The organism is Saccharopolyspora sp. (assembly GCF_017434145.1).
In the GTDB taxonomy this organism is placed as follows: domain Bacteria; phylum Actinomycetota; class Actinomycetes; order Mycobacteriales; family Pseudonocardiaceae; genus Saccharopolyspora_C; species Saccharopolyspora_C galaxeae.
In genome coordinates this window covers 1-11696 of sequence record NZ_JAFRFW010000209.1, presented here as the reverse complement: position 1 = coordinate 11696, position 11696 = coordinate 1, and the positions used below count along the sequence as shown (strand labels likewise).

General features: G+C 70.5%; 12 protein-coding genes and 1 pseudogene. 3 read left to right on the top strand and 10 right to left on the bottom strand.

The window, feature by feature from the left end:
• A pseudogene (locus IJH84_RS05905) lies at positions 1-246 on the top strand (hypothetical protein); the annotation flags it as partial.
• Here IJH84_RS05905 and IJH84_RS05900 read toward each other — a convergent pair.
• The 10 genes from IJH84_RS05900 to IJH84_RS05855 all read right to left on the bottom strand — a co-directional run bounded on the left by IJH84_RS05900 (position 177) and on the right by IJH84_RS05855 (position 10342).
• Positions 177-1175 (bottom strand): zinc-dependent alcohol dehydrogenase family protein, encoded by a 999-nt coding sequence (locus tag IJH84_RS05900; RefSeq protein ID WP_200071234.1) that lies wholly within the window; start codon positions 1173-1175, stop codon positions 177-179. The pseudogene IJH84_RS05905 and the gene IJH84_RS05900 sit on opposite strands and share 70 nt — an antisense overlap.
• Before the next feature lie 272 nt (positions 1176-1447).
• On the bottom strand, positions 1448-2266 hold the full coding sequence (locus tag IJH84_RS05895; protein ID WP_295141237.1) for a carbohydrate ABC transporter permease: 819 nt from the start codon (positions 2264-2266) through the stop codon (positions 1448-1450).
• Positions 2263-3186, bottom strand: coding sequence for a sugar ABC transporter permease (locus tag IJH84_RS05890; RefSeq protein ID WP_200071232.1), 924 nt, complete (start codon positions 3184-3186; stop codon positions 2263-2265). The genes IJH84_RS05895 and IJH84_RS05890 overlap by 4 nt, the downstream gene beginning before the upstream one ends.
• Positions 3183-4544 (bottom strand): sugar ABC transporter substrate-binding protein, encoded by a 1362-nt coding sequence (locus IJH84_RS05885; protein WP_295141242.1) that lies wholly within the window; start codon positions 4542-4544, stop codon positions 3183-3185. The genes IJH84_RS05890 and IJH84_RS05885 overlap by 4 nt, the downstream gene beginning before the upstream one ends.
• Before the next feature lie 17 nt (positions 4545-4561).
• The gene (locus IJH84_RS05880; RefSeq protein ID WP_200071231.1) at positions 4562-5323 is read right to left on the bottom strand and encodes a DeoR/GlpR family DNA-binding transcription regulator; all 762 of its coding nucleotides are present in this window, start codon (positions 5321-5323) and stop codon (positions 4562-4564) included.
• 273 nt (positions 5324-5596) lie between these two features.
• Positions 5597-6982 carry a class II 3-deoxy-7-phosphoheptulonate synthase gene (locus IJH84_RS05875; protein ID WP_200071230.1) on the bottom strand — a complete coding sequence of 462 codons (1386 nt, stop codon included), beginning with the start codon at positions 6980-6982 and terminating at the stop codon, positions 5597-5599.
• Positions 6983-7204: 222 nt separating this feature from the next.
• A complete protein-coding gene (locus tag IJH84_RS05870; RefSeq protein WP_200071229.1) occupies positions 7205-7687 on the bottom strand; it encodes a pyridoxamine 5'-phosphate oxidase family protein in 483 nt (160 codons plus the stop codon).
• 98 nt (positions 7688-7785) lie between these two features.
• Complete coding sequence (locus tag IJH84_RS05865) at positions 7786-8823, bottom strand: 6-phosphofructokinase (protein WP_200071228.1); 1038 nt, start codon at positions 8821-8823, stop codon at positions 7786-7788.
• Between the two features lie 229 nt (positions 8824-9052).
• The gene (locus IJH84_RS05860) at positions 9053-9553 is read right to left on the bottom strand and encodes a polyadenylate-specific 3'-exoribonuclease AS (RefSeq protein ID WP_200071227.1); all 501 of its coding nucleotides are present in this window, start codon (positions 9551-9553) and stop codon (positions 9053-9055) included.
• 54 nt (positions 9554-9607) lie between these two features.
• Complete coding sequence (locus tag IJH84_RS05855) at positions 9608-10342, bottom strand: 1-acyl-sn-glycerol-3-phosphate acyltransferase (protein ID WP_200071226.1); 735 nt, start codon at positions 10340-10342, stop codon at positions 9608-9610.
• A gap of 235 nt (positions 10343-10577) precedes the next feature.
• On the opposite strand from IJH84_RS05855, the gene IJH84_RS05850 reads away from it, so the two are divergent.
• Both IJH84_RS05850 and IJH84_RS05845 read left to right on the top strand, forming a co-directional pair.
• Positions 10578-11339 carry an alpha/beta fold hydrolase gene (locus IJH84_RS05850; protein WP_295141224.1) on the top strand — a complete coding sequence of 254 codons (762 nt, stop codon included), beginning with the start codon at positions 10578-10580 and terminating at the stop codon, positions 11337-11339.
• Positions 11336-11696 (top strand): DUF308 domain-containing protein (locus IJH84_RS05845; RefSeq protein WP_295141222.1); only part of this gene is annotated, 361 nt, incomplete at its 3' end. The genes IJH84_RS05850 and IJH84_RS05845, both read left to right, overlap by 4 nt.

The following is an 11696-nucleotide window of genomic DNA, read 5'->3' as shown; positions in this document are numbered from 1 at the left end:
TACCCGGACGGCGAGCAGGCGATGTACAACTTGCCGTTCGTGGCGGTCGGTGTGGGTGCGGCCTTGCTCGCGGCGCTGTCGCTGCAGCGGTTCGACCCGCTCGGGCTCAGCCGGTGCCGGACTGTGCCGGGCGGGCGCGCCGGGCCGCCCGGCCGCGGGGACCGGGCGGCGGCAGATCACGCCGAGGGCAGCACCTGCGTCTTGAGCCCGGTTCCGGAGCGGAACTCCTCCAACGCGGTCGAGTAGTCCGCCAGCCCGGCGGTCGTGGTGACCAGCGAACCGGCATCGACCGCCCCGGCCACCAGCAGATCCCGCGCGCGGTCGAAGCTGTTGTGCACGGCCATCGACCCGACGATGGTGATCTCCTCGTTGTAGACCCGGAACGGGGAGAACTGCGCGCTCGCCTTCGCATCGGCCACGCCGAACTGCAGGAACGTGCCCGCCTTGCGAACCCGCGTGAGCCCGTCCTCGATCGCGGCGATCACACCGGTGGCGTCCACGACCAGGTCCCAGCCGTCCGGGTTGCCCAGCTGCTCCGCTTCGGTGGCCACCGCGTCGGCGCCCATCGACTCGGCCACGGTCAGCCGGTCCTGCCTGCGGTCCACCATGGACAGCGACCGCACCCCGGCCCGCTTGAGCAGCTGCGCCAGCAGCAGCCCCATCGTGCCCGCGCCGTAGACGAGCACCTCGTCGGTGAGGTCGTGCGGGACCTTGTCCAGCCCGTGCACCGCGCAGGACAGCGGCTCGATCAGCGCCGCCGAGGTCGCCGGAGTGCCCTCCGGCAGCGGGTAGCACTTCTTGGCCTGCACCTGCACGTACTCGGCCGCGCCCCCCGGCGAGGTGATGCCCACCGCCCGCCACGGCTCGCAAAGGTTGCCCTTGCCCGCCCGGCAGTACCGGCATTCCCCGCACGGCAGCGACGGCTCGACCGCCACCAGATCGCCCTCGGCGAGCCTGGTGACCTCGCCGCCCGCGGCCACCACGCGCCCGGCCAGCTCATGACCGGGCGTGATCGGGTAGCTCACCACCGGCAGTTCCCCGTCGACCAGGTGCAGATCGGTTCCGCACAGGCCGCAGGCGTCCACCGCCACCACGACATCGTTGGGGCCCGGTGCCGGATCCGGCACCTCGGTCACGGTCGGCTGACCGGGACCTTCCACGACGACCGCACGCATCCCGGCCATCCTTTCCTGTTGCCTCTCCCCGGACGGGCGTCGTGCCGCCCGCCCGCTCACGTCCGCGCCCGAATCGGCGCGCAGGTGAGCGGACCGCCGGGCCGTGCGCGGCCGAGCGGTCCGCTCGGAAATCGATCACCGGGCTGGAGCCGGGACCGAAGTGTCGATGCCTGTCCTGGCAGCTGCGCGTGCCGCGGATGCGGGGCTCTGCGAGCGCCGTCCTGCGAAGCGTCCTCTCGCACGGACGACTGCGATGCTGCGCAGGGCTTCGATCATTTCAGCGCGCCCATGGACAGGCCGCGCACCAGCTGCCGCTGCGCGATCCAACCGACGATGACCACCGGCAGCACCGCCAGCGTCGCCGCCGCCGACAGCCGCGCCCAGTACAGGCCCTCGCTGGTGATGAACCCGACCAGGAACACCGGCACCGTCGGCGCGTTGATCGCGGTGAGGTTCACCGCGAAGAAGAACTCGTTCCACGCGAAGATCGCGCAGATCAGCGCGGTCGCGGCGATGCCGGGGGCCACCATCGGCAGCAGCACCTTGGTGAGCTCGGTGCGCAGCCCGGCGCCGTCGACCTTCGCGGCCTCCAGCACCTCGCCGGGCACTTCCTGGAAGAACGAGCGCATCATCCACACCGCGATGGGCAGGTTCATGCCGGAGTACAGCAGCACCAGCGCCCACACGTTGTCCAGCAGGTGCAGCTGCTGAGCGGCCACGAAGATCGGCACGATCGCCGCGACGACCGGCAGCATCTTGGTGGAGATGAAGAAGAACAACGCGTCCTTGGTGCCCTTCACCGGCCGGATGGACAGCGCGTAGGCCGCGGGCACGGCCAGCGCCACCACCACCAGGCACGAGATCACCGTGGCGATCAGCGAGTTCACCAGGTACGGCCCGAGCCCGCCGTCGAAGACCAGCTTGTACTGGTCGAGGGTGGGGGCGAACAAGAACTTCGGGTCGTCGGTGTAGGCGTCGCCCTCCTGCTTGAACGAGGTGAGCACCATCCAGAACACCGGGAACACGAACAGGATCCCCAGCGCCCACGCGAGGACCGTCAGCGCGGCCCCTCCGGCCGATCGGCGTTTCATTCCGCAGCCTCCTTGCCGGAAATGGCGGTGAAGATCGCGCGCAGCGCGAAGGTCGCGACGATGATCGTCAGCACCACCACGACGACACCGAGCGCGGCGGCCTGACCGACGTCGAAGCCCTGGAAGACCCGCTGGTAGAGGTAGTACGGCAGGTTGGTGGTGGCGATGCCCGGACCGCCCTGGGTCATCATGAAGATCTCGTCGAAGGTGTTCACCACGTAGATCGAACCCAGCAGCCCGGCCAGCTGGATGTAGCGGCGCAGGAACGGCAGCGTCATGAACCGGAACGTCTGCCAGCCGCTGGCGCCGTCCATCCGCGCGGCCTCGAGCACGTCCCGCGGCTGGCTCTGCAGCCCGGCGAGCACGATCAGCATCATGAACGGCGTCCACCGCCACACCAGCGCGGCCAGCACCGAGACCATCGGGTGCTCGCCGACCCAGTCGATGCCGCCGAGCCCGATCGGCCCGAGCACGGCGTCCACCAGCCCGTAGGTCGGGTTCAACATGCTGGTCTTCCACAGCAGCGCGGAAGCCACCGGCATGATCAGGAACGGCGTGATCAGCATGGTGCGCACCACGCCGCGACCGAAGAACGGCCGGTCCAGCAGCAGCGCGAGCCCGACCCCGAGGGCCAGCGAAACCAGCACGCAGCCCACGGTCACGATGATCGTGTTCAGCGCGGCGGTGTAGAACTCGCTGTCGGTGAACACGTCGACGTAGTTGGACAGCCCGATGAAGCCCCACGAGCCGGGGCGCAGCAGGTTCCACGAGTGCAGCGAGTAGAAGATCGTCGCCAGGAACGGGGCCTGCGTGATGATGATGGTGAAGATCAGCGCCGGCAGCAGCGGTCCGCGGCGCGCCCACTTCTCCTTGCGGCCGAGGGTGATCCCCTTCGCCGCGGTCGGTTCAGCAGTGGTCATGGCCGGTAGCTCTCCCCCACGGTCTCGGCATAGCCCTGGGCCTGCTCCAGCGCTTCGTCCACGGACTTGCTCCCGGCGATGGCCGCGGACATCTGCTGGCTCACGCGGGTGCCCAGGTCGACGAACTCGGGGATGCGCACGAACTGCAAGCCCTGGTACGGCGTGGGCTGCGGGCTCGGCCGGGTCTGGTCGGCCTGGCTGATGCCGCGCAGCGTCGGCTGCGCGAAGGCGGCCGCGGCCTGCTGGTACTGCGGCATCTCGTAGGTCGAGCGGCGGCTGCCGGGCGGCAGGTTCTGCCAGCCGAGGCGTTCACCGACGGTCTTGAGGTACTGCTTCGACGTCGCCCAGGAGATGAAGTTCCAGGCGTCGTCGGGTCGTTCGGCCGTCTTCGGGACCGCCAGCGACCAGGTGTAGAGCCAGCTCGCCCGCTTGCCGCCGGGGCCGGTGGGGGCGTTGGCGTAGCCGACCTTGCCGGCCACGTTGCTCTCCTGCGGGTCCTCCAAGGTGCCCGCCGACGACGTCGAGTCGAACATCATCGCCGCGTTGCCCTGGCCGAACTCGGTGAGGCATTCGGAGAAGCCGGTGCTGGACGCGCCGGGCTCGCCGTAGTCGCGCACCAGGTCGGTGTAGAAGTGCGCCGCATCGCGCACCTGCGGCGAGGTCAGCTGGGCGTTCCACTGCGGATCGAACCAGCGCCCGCCGAAGGAGTTGATCATGGTGTTCAGCGGGGCCATCACCTCGCCCCAGCCGGGCAGCCCGCGCAGGCAGATCCCGGCGCGCCCGCCTTCGCCCTGATCGAGCTTGGCCGCCATGTCGCGGACCTGCTGCCAGGTCGGGTTCTCCGGCATCCTCAGCCCGGCCTGGGCGAACAGGTCCTTGCGGTAGTTCAGCAGCGCCGTCTCGCCGTAGAACGGGGCCGCGTACATGTGCCCCCGGTAAGACAGCGAGTCCCGGATGGACGGGATGAAGTCGTCCTTGTCGTAGCCCGCAGTCGCGTCCATCCGCGGCTCCAGGTCGTGCAGCCAGCCGTTGGCCGCCCAGATCGGCGTCTCGTAGTTGCTGACCATGACGACGTCGAACTGGCCGCTGCCGGTGGCCACCGACTGGGTGATCTTGTCGCGTGCCTGGTTCTCCGGCAGCGAGATGAACCGCAGCCGCAGCTCCGGGTGCAGGCGCTCGAACTCCCCGGCGAGCTCCTGCATGTCCTCCATCTGCGGGTTGGACACCACCGCCACCCGCAGCACCCGGCGCCCGTCGCCGGAACCGATCGCCCCCGCCCCCGTGCAACCGGCGGTGAGCAGCACTGACGCGAACAGGGCGACCAGCGCCCACCCTCTCCGGCCGAGTCGCATCGGCATCCCTTTCTGCTGTGTGCTCACACTCGCACCACCTTGGGGCCCGCGGCCTCGATGTCGGTCGCGATGTCCCCGTCCAGCCCGGTGTCGGTGATCAGCACGTCGACCTCGGCGATCTCGCCGTACCGGTGCAGCGACACCGGGCCGATCTTGGTGTGGTCGGCGAGCAGGACCCGCCGCCGCGCCCCGCGCAACAGCAACGTCTTGATCTCGGCCGAGTTCTGATCCGGGGTGGTCAGCCCGCGGTGCAGCGAAACCCCGTCGGTGCCCAGGAAAGCCACGTCCGCGAACACTTCGCGCCACCGCTGCGCGGCCCAGGCACCGACGCCGCCGTTGGTGGTCGCGCGCACCCGGCCGCCGGGCGTGAGCACCGACAGGTTCGGCCTGGACGCCAGCGAGACGGCGATGCTGAGGCTGTCGGTGATCACCGTCAGCGGCCGGTCGGTCGGCAGCAGCTCGGCGAACCGGGCGCAGGTCGTGCCGGACTCGATGAGCACGGCGCCCTCCGCGGGCACCTCGTCGAGCGCGGCCCGGCAGATCCGGGTCTTCTCGGCGACCATCACGTTCTCCCGGGCGGACAGCTGCGGGTCGAAGCTCCACCGCTCCACGGGGATCGCACCGCCGTGCACGCGGTGCAGGAATCCGTGCTCCTCCAGCACGGTCAGGTCGCGCCGGATGGTCTCGGGGGTCACTTGCAGCTGCCCCGCGAGCCCGGTCACGTCGACTCGGCCCTCCTGCCTGGCACGCTCGACGATGAGCTGCTGGCGTTCACGCGCGTACACCCGGTCGGCCTCCGGTCTGGACCCGATTCCCAGGACCCGGTTCGATGCCCGGATCGGTCCGCTTCAATCTGACCGAGTTTGTTTATCCGGTGAGCGCAGTCACCGTCAAGGGCGCACGGCTAAGGACATGACCAGGATCAGCCGCGGAATTCCCGGGACGATCCCGGAGAGTCACCACGAGCCACGCAAAAAGCGGGTGCACCCGGAAACACCCGGCGCACGAGAACGGGCCGGGGTGATCCCACCCCGGCCCGCGCGTGCGCTCGATCCCGGTCAGCTGCGCAGCATCTCCGCGACCAGGAACGCCAGCTCCAGCGACTGCTGGGTGTTGAGCCGCGGATCGCAGGCCGTCTCGTAGCGGCCCGCCAGGTCGGTGTCCGAGATGTCCTGCGCGCCGCCGAGGCATTCGGTGACGTGCTCGCCGGTCAGCTCGATGTGGATGCCGCCGGGGTGGGTGCCCAGCCGGTGGTGCACCTCGAAGAAGCCCTGCACCTCGTCCACCACGCGGTCGAAGTGGCGGGTCTTGTAGCCGGTGCTGGACTCGTGGGTGTTGCCGTGCATCGGGTCGCACTGCCAGACCACCTGGTGCCCGGCGGCGGTGACCTTCTCCACGATCGGCGGCAGCAGATCCCGGACCTTGCCGTTGCCCATCCGGCTGATCAGCGTCAACCGGCCCGGCTCCCGGTTCGGGTCCAGCCGCTCGACGTACTCCAGCGCCATCTCCGGGGTGGTGCTCGGGCCGATCTTGAGCCCGATCGGGTTGGAGATCAGCTCGGCGAACGCGATGTGCGCGTGGTCGAGCTGCCTGGTGCGGTCCCCGACCCACACGTAGTGCCCGGACAGGTCGTAGAGCCGCGGCGTGCCGTGCGAGGTGTCCAGCCGCAGCATCGCCCGCTCGTAGTCCAGCACCAGCGCTTCGTGGCTGGCGAACAGGTCCACCGCGTGCAGGCTGCTGTCGTCCACGCCGCAGGCGGCCATGAACCGCAGGCCGCGGTCGATCTCGGCGGCCACCGACTCGTACCGCTCCCCGGCCGGGGAGTTGAGCACGAAGTCCTTGTTCCAGTCGTGCACCTGCGCGAGCGCGGCCATCCCGCCGCTGGTCAGCGCGCGGGAGAGGTTCATCGTGGCGCTGGCGTTGGCGTAGGCGCGGATCAGCCGGGACGGGTCGTGCCTGCGGGCCTCCTCGCTGGCGGCCAGCGAGTTGACCATGTCCCCGCGGTAGCTGGGCAGCCCCAGCGCGTCGGTGGAGTTGGACCGCGGCTTGGCGTACTGCCCGGCGAGCCTGCCGAGCTTGACCACCGGCATGCTCGCGCCGTAGGTCAGCACCACCGCCATCTGCAGCAGGGTGCGGATGTTGCCGCGGATGTGCGGTTCGGTGTTGTCCGCGAACGTCTCCGCGCAGTCCCCGCCCTGCAGCAGAAAGGCCTCGCCCCGCGCGACCGCCGCGAGCTGCCCGCGCAACCGGTCCACTTCGGAGGGCACGGTCACCGGCGGGACGCTCTCCAGCACCTTGCGCACGCCGGCGACCTCGTCCTCGGGCCACTCGGGCTGCTGGGTGGCGGGCAGCTTCAGCGCCGCATCCAGGCGGGCGCGCATCTCGGGGGGCAGCGGCGGCAGTTCCGGCAGTTCATCGACCGGAACATCGACGGTCCAATTCACGTGACCAGGATAGGGCGTGCTGGCCACCTGTTTTCATGTGGGCGGCGGCGCAGCGCCGCCGATCTTGCCCAGTCGCGTCGATTCAGCTCCACCCGCCGGGGCCCGGAGGTGGCTCGCCGGAGCTCCCGCGGCGGTCGCGCGCGATCTAGGGGCTGTTTCATAAGCGGCGCCAGCCGCTGCGGTGCCCGAGGACTCAGCCGGACCACCGGCGGGTTCTCAGGCCTAGTAGCCGCCGCCGAGTTTGCGGTGGTCCCAGCTGATCGTGCGGGTCGGGGTGAAGCGGAACCCGACGCGCTTGGGCACCTGGGCGCGCACCGCCTCCAGCGCGGCGGGTTCGTCCGCGGGCTCCCAAGTGCCGTAGCGCCTGCCCAGCGCGGTACCGATGCGCTCGATGTCCCCGGGCACCTCCAGCGCCTCGACGTCGCACTCCAGCGAGACCCCGCGCAGCTGGTCGTAGCTGCTGCCGGTCTCGGCCATCAGCGTGGCGCGGGGGTCGCGGCGCAGGTTCAGCGTCTTCTGCGCCTTGGCGAACGTCCACAGCTCGACCACCGTGCCACCGGGCACGACGCTTCCCGGGACGAACCACATCGGCACCAGGTGCGGCCGCCCGTCCGGTTTCACCGTGCCGAGCACGATCGTGCGCCGCTGTTCGAGGAAGTCGGCGACTTCGCCATCGGTCATCGAGATCAGCCCGCGTCGGGACATCCGCGCTCCCCTACCGCCGTCGGTACCGGCCCGACCCTAGGTTCCCGCCGCGATTTCCGGAACCTCCCGGCGCCGGAACCGCCAGGGCCGGTCGGCGATCAACCGAACAGCGCTTCGGCCTCGGCGTAGCGGGACAACGGCACCGTCTTGAGCTTCGCGGTCGCCTCGCCCAGCGGCACCCGCACGACGTCGGTGCCGCGCAGCGCGACCATCTTGCCGAAGGCGCCCTCGCTGACCGCATCCACCGCGTGCAGCCCGAACCGGGTCGCCAGCACCCGGTCGTAAGCGGTCGGCGTGCCGCCGCGCTGGGTGTGCCCGAGCACGACCGCGCGGGATTCCTTGCCGGTGCGCTGCGCGATCTCGTCGGCCAGCCAGGTGCCGACCCCGCCGAGCCGGACGTGCCCGAAGGCGTCGGTCTCGCCGGTCTGCAGCACCTCCTCGCCGTCCTGCGGGATCGCGCCCTCGGCGACCACGATGATCGGCGCGTACTGCCGCTCGAACCGCTGCTGCACCCAGTCGCAGACCTGCTCCACGCTGAACCGCTTCTCCGGCCCGAGGATCACGTTCGCGCCGCCGGCCAGCCCGGAGTGCAGCGCGATCCAGCCCGCGTGCCTGCCCATCACCTCCACCACCAGCGCGCGGTGGTGCGACTCGGCGGTGGTCCGCAGCCGGTCGATCGCCTCGGTGGCGATGTGCACGGCGGTGTCGAAGCCGAAGGTGTAGTCGGTGGCGTCGAGGTCGTTGTCGATCGTCTTCGGCACTCCGACCACCGGCACCCCGTCGCGGGTGAGGCGTTCGGCGACCCCGAGGGTGTCCTCGCCGCCGATCGCGATCAGCGCTTCGACCCCGTGCTCGGCCATCGTCGCCTTGATCCGCTGCACCCCGTCGTCGTGCTGGTACGGGTTGGTGCGCGACGAACCGAGGATGGTGCCGCCGCGGCTGAGGATGTCCTCCACCTCGTCCAGCCCGAGCGGCATGGTGGCGCCCTCCAGCGGACCTTTCCAGCCGCTGCGGAAACCGACGACCTCGTGCCCGTGCACCGCGATCCCCTTGCGCGTGATCGCCCGCAGCACGGCGTTCAGGCCGGGGCAGTCGCCGCCACCGGTCAACACCCCGATCCGCGTTCCAGCCGGCATCCTCGCCGCCTCCTCTGCTCGCCTGCACTCGCTCGCGCCGCGCTCGCGCGGCACCGAGCGGGGTGATCTGGATCTCCCCGGGCAGCAGCCTGGCACGGCCTGTATCGGTGCAGCAAGTACTCCGGTGGTGGAACGGCGCCCGTGGAACCTGCGTCCGGTTCAGGTGCTGGCCTTCTCCGAGCGGCGCCGGCTGCTTTCGCCACCTGCGCAAGACGAGCGCGAAGCTGGTTCAGAGCGGGTAGCCGCGCTTGCGCTGCACGTCCTCGATCACCTTCCAGCGCTGCAGGTTGTGCCGCGCGTCGGCGAGCGCGTCGTGCGCGTTCGCCGGTGCCGAGGGGAGCTTCGGCTTGCCCACGTCCTCCCAGCGCTGCCGCAGATCCCGGGTGAACTTCGGAATCCGCGAGGGCAGCGCGGGCATCGCGCCCCACAGCTGCGCGAGCGCGACGTGGTCGTAGGCCGCGTACCAGGCCCAGAGTTCGATGTTGTCGTGGCGTGCGGTCAGGAACTCGTACAGCTCTTCGCGGATGCGCGCTCGCGGGCGCCAAGCGCCGTCCGCGGGCGGGGGCAACTGCGGGAGCACGTTGCGGCGCACCCATTGGCCCGCCCGGCCCGCGTCGAAGTCGGTGGAGACCGCGTAGAACTCGCGGCCGGTCTCGTCCACCATGCCGATCGAGACCAGGTCGATCGTCTGCCCGTCCTCGATGAACTCACAGTCGTAGAAGAACCGCACCGAACCAGCGTAAAGAGGGCGGTGCGGGCGAACGCCCGGCCCCGTCGGACCCGCTCAGCTCGCCTTGGAGCGGGGCATCCGGTCGGTCCAGCCCGCGACGTCCTTGCCCTGCGCGGTCAGCTCGTCCTTGGCCTTCGCGGCGTAGATGTCGACGTACTCCTGGCCGGACAGCTCCATCAGCGCGTACATGATCTCGTCGGTGATCGAGCGCTCCACGAACCGGTCCCCGGCCAGCCCCTCGTAGCGGGAGAAGTCCAGCGGCTCGCCGACCTTGACCCGCACCTTGTGCGGGTACCACATCTTGGAGCCGAGCGGATTGACCTTGTCGGTGCCGTACATCGCGATCGGGATCACCGGCACGCCCGCCTCCAGCGCCATCCGCGCGACCCCGGTCTTGCCCTTGTAGAGCCGGCCGTCCGGGGAGCGGGTGCCTTCGGGGTAGACGCCGAGCAGCTTGCCTTCGCGCAGCAACCGCACGCCGGTGTCCAGCGCGGCCTGCGCTGCCGCGCCGCTGGAGCGGTCGATCGGGACCTGGCCCACCCCGGAGAAGAAGAACTTCTGGAACTTGCCCTTGATCCCGGTTCCGGTGAAGTACTCGCGCTTGGCCAGGAAGGTCACCCGGCGCGGCATCATCAGCGGCATGAAGAACGAGTCGGCGACCGCGACGTGGTTGCTGACCAGGATCGCCGCACCGGACTGCGGCACGTGCTCGGCACCGTCGATGCTCGGGCGGCAGAACAGCTTCATGAGGGGACCGAGCAAGAAGTGCTTCATCACCCAGTACAGCACGCGCCGCTGCCTTTCTGAACACCCGGAATACCTAGTTCAGGTTACGGAGCGCCCGCACGCCGCACAATGCGGCCCCTGCGGTATCGGATCAGCCCCGGAAGATCGCCCCGCACCGGCCACAGCCATGCGACGATGAACCGGTACCCGGGTCGAGGTGAGCGGTAGGGAGGCTGTGTTGCCCATCCCACGGGGGTTGCCCATCCCACCGGGGTTGCCGGTGCCATCGGAGTCACCCGTGCTCGCCGGCGCCGAGCCGTTCGTGCACGAGGGTGCCGACGACGTCGGCGTGTTGCTGTGCCACGGATTCACCAGCACTCCGCAGAGCATGCGCAGCTGGGGAGAGCACTTGGCCGCCGAGGGGTACACGGTCCGCTGCCCGCGCCGTCCCGGGCACGGCACCACGTGGCGCGAGTTGAACCGCACCGGCTGGGACGAGTGGTATTCGGCGGTGCGGACCGAACTGGAATCGCTGCGCGCCCGGTGCGGTTCGGTGTTCGTGTTCGGCCAGTCGATGGGCGGCACGCTGGCGTTGCGGCTGGCCCAGGAACATCCCGACATCTCCGGGGTCGTGCTGGTGAACCCGTCGGTGCTGACGCTGCGGCGGGAAGCCGCGCTGCTGCCGGTGCTGTGCCGGGTGCTGCCTTCGGTGCGCGGGCTCAGCGGGGACATCGCGAAGGCCGGTAGCACCGAGCTCGCCTACGGGCGGGCGCCGCTGCGCGCCATGGCGAGCCTTCGACGGTTGTGGCGGATCGTGCGGCGCGACCTCGGCAGGGTGCGCGCGCCGGTGCTGCTGCTGCGCTCGGCGACCGACCACGTCGTCGAACCGCTCAACGCGAAGGTCGTGCTCGACGGCGTGGGCGGCGACGACGTCACCGAGGTCGTGCTGCCGGACAGCTACCACGTCGCAACGCTCGATCACGACGCGCCGACGGTGTTCGCCGGTAGCGTCGAGTTCATCCGCCGGATCCACCGCGAGCGCGTCGGAGAAACCGCATGAGCACCCGCCACGACAACGCCGACGGACCCGAGGACATCGACGCGGCCTTCGCCGAGATCGTCGCGGGCTTGGAACGCGACGAGCCGCTGGCGCGCTGGCCGCAGGAGGACGGGCCGCGCACGACCGCGGACGACGCCGACGGGCAGGGACGGGCACCGGATCCGCCGGGCCGAGCGGACGAGGCGCTGAGCCCGGCCCCGGTGGAGCCTGCGGGGCCGCGGGACTGGACGCCGCCCGCTGAAGCGGACGACGAAGGCCACTACGAGCCACCGGAACCACCGCCGATGCCGCGACCGACCGCGGCCACGATCGGCGGGATCTCGACGATCGTGCTGGGCGTGCTGCTGCTGGTGGTGC

Coding starts and splice junctions, on each gene's coding strand:
- IJH84_RS05890 (WP_200071232.1), bottom strand. CDS start 3,186: ATGACCACTGCTGAACCGACCGCGGCGAAGGGGATCACCCTCGGCCGC.
- IJH84_RS05885 (WP_295141242.1), bottom strand. CDS start 4,544: ATGCCGATGCGACTCGGCCGGAGAGGGTGGGCGCTGGTCGCCCTGTTC.
- IJH84_RS05900 (WP_200071234.1), bottom strand. CDS start 1,175: ATGCGTGCGGTCGTCGTGGAAGGTCCCGGTCAGCCGACCGTGACCGAG.
- IJH84_RS05865 (WP_200071228.1), bottom strand. CDS start 8,823: ATGCCGGCTGGAACGCGGATCGGGGTGTTGACCGGTGGCGGCGACTGC.
- IJH84_RS05895 (WP_295141237.1), bottom strand. CDS start 2,266: ATGAAACGCCGATCGGCCGGAGGGGCCGCGCTGACGGTCCTCGCGTGG.
- IJH84_RS05870 (WP_200071229.1), bottom strand. CDS start 7,687: ATGTCCCGACGCGGGCTGATCTCGATGACCGATGGCGAAGTCGCCGAC.